Origin of the sequence: Mesorhizobium sp. M7A.F.Ca.US.006.04.2.1 (assembly GCF_004022915.1) — a bacterium.
GTDB classification, from domain to species: domain Bacteria; phylum Pseudomonadota; class Alphaproteobacteria; order Rhizobiales; family Rhizobiaceae; genus Mesorhizobium; species Mesorhizobium ciceri.
Genome location: NZ_RZQA01001028.1, coordinates 1 through 1,961, shown reverse-complemented (window position 1 = coordinate 1,961; position 1,961 = coordinate 1). Strand labels below are relative to the sequence as shown.

2 protein-coding genes are annotated in these 1,961 nt (G+C 60.4%); both read left to right on the top strand.

The window, feature by feature from the left end; genetic code table 11:
- Positions 1-1,065: ABC transporter substrate-binding protein (locus tag EN925_RS33740; RefSeq protein WP_128337266.1), on the top strand; the 1,065-nt coding region annotated here is incomplete at its 5' end.
- 94 nt (positions 1,066-1,159) lie between these two features.
- On the top strand, positions 1,160-1,961 hold an 802-nt coding region (locus tag EN925_RS33735; RefSeq protein ID WP_164769715.1), incomplete at its 3' end, for an ATP-binding cassette domain-containing protein.

Genomic DNA, 1,961 nt, shown 5'->3' with positions numbered 1-1,961 from the left:
CTCTACAACAAAGACATGATGGACCCGATGCAGCCGCTCGCGGAAAGCGCTTACCGCGACTGGAAACCGAAGAAGGGTCCCCCGTGGACGATCGGCTACGCCAGCTCCTATGCTGGTAACACGTGGCGCGCCGACGTCATGAAGCGGCTCCAGGAAGAGATCATTCCGAAATGGAAGAAGCTCGGACTGGTCAAGGACGTGATCATCACCCAGTCGAATCTGAACGATTCCACGCAGATCCAGCAGATGCGGCAGTTGGTGGACCAGGGCGTCGACGCGATCATCGTCTGCTGCTCAAACCCGACGTCACTGAACCAGACCGTCGAATATGCCCACCAGCGTGACGTCCCGGTCTTCTCTGCAGTTGGCTATCTCACCTCGCCTTATGCGGTGAACACTTCGGCTAACTTCGTCGTCGGTGGCAGCATGCTCGGCGAATGGATGGCCAAGCAGATCAACGGCAAGGGCAATGTCCTGATAGTCGAAGGCATTCCAGGCGCGTCGGCGTCGGACTCGCAGAATGTCGGCGTTCTGAAGGCCCTGGCCAAATACCCGGACATTAAGGTCGTGGGCCAGGTTGCCGGCATGTGGACGGACCAGGTTGCCCAGTCCGAAATCCAGAAGTGGCTGGCCACCAATCCGGGCGATCTGAACGGCATCATCATTCAGTCGGCATCTGAACTGGGCGCCTTGCGCGCGCTGCAGCAAAGCGGCCGCGATATGGTCCCGTTCTCGATTGGCGGTGAAATCGGCGCCCTTTGCTATTGGCGCAACAACAAGGATTTCGTCTCACAGGCGATCCATGCCTGGCCACCGGGCGACGACTTCGAGTTCGGCTGGAATGTCATGATGCGCACGCTCGAGGGTCAGGGCCCGAAGGTCCAGTCCATCCTGACCAAGCCGCAGACCATGTCCTACGAGCAGCTTGAGAAGGCCGTCCCGGCCGATTGCAGCGAAGATTCGGACGGCTGGTACAACGTCGGTGTCGAGAACTGGGCAGGCAAGGATTACCTGGACCAGTTTTTCCTGCGTCCGGCCGATCCTGAGGCCTTCAAGGCGAACTGACCAAAGCAGGTCTGGCCACCCCGTCAGCGTTGACGGGGTGGCATTTCTTTCATTCCGTGCAAGTCTAGCCGACCAACGTCGGCCAACTGGACCTATGATGTCGTACCCAACGGTTGAACTCTCATCGGTCAGGAAGACCTTCGGGCCGACTGTGGCGCTCGGCGGTTGCAACCTAACGGCCTACGCAGGGGAGGTTCACGCGATCATTGGCGGCAACGGCTCGGGCAAGAGCACGTTGGCGAAGGTGATCTCCGGCGTGCTGATACCCGACAGTGGCCAGGTGTCGATCCTTGGAAAGTCGGCAACGTCTCCGCACGAGGCGCGCCAGCTGGGTATCTCGAATGTCTTTCAGGAGGTGCTCGTCGCGGACGAGTGCTCGGTGCTGGATAACCTCTACCTGGGCGCGGATGGCCTTTTGGGCTCGTCCATGAACCGGGAAGAGAAAGAAGCCAAGGCATCCGCATTGATGCGCGAACTCCTCGGCTTTGACATCGATCTCTCCGGGTTGGTGGGCGAACTGCCCCTGAGCGTCAAACAATGGGTGACAATCGCCAGGGCTCTTCTGACTGATCCCAAGGTCCTGATCCTCGACGAGTCCTCGGCCGCGCTCGACTTCGATTCCACGGAAAGGCTGTTCCGCAAGATGCGGCAGCTCAAGCAGCGGGGGGCAAGCATCCTGATCGTCACCCACCGCATCGCCGAGCTGGTGCGTATCGCCGACCGCGCGACGGTTTTGCGCGACGGTGTGGATGTCGGCAAGCTTGCCAAAGAAGAGATCACCGAGGCCAGGATTCTCGAACTGATTGCCGGTGCCGAGCGCAGCGGCACAGACCGTGATCAGCCGTTGCCGAGGCGGCTCGGCGATCGGGCGGTCCTGCGTGCAACCGATTTTCGGG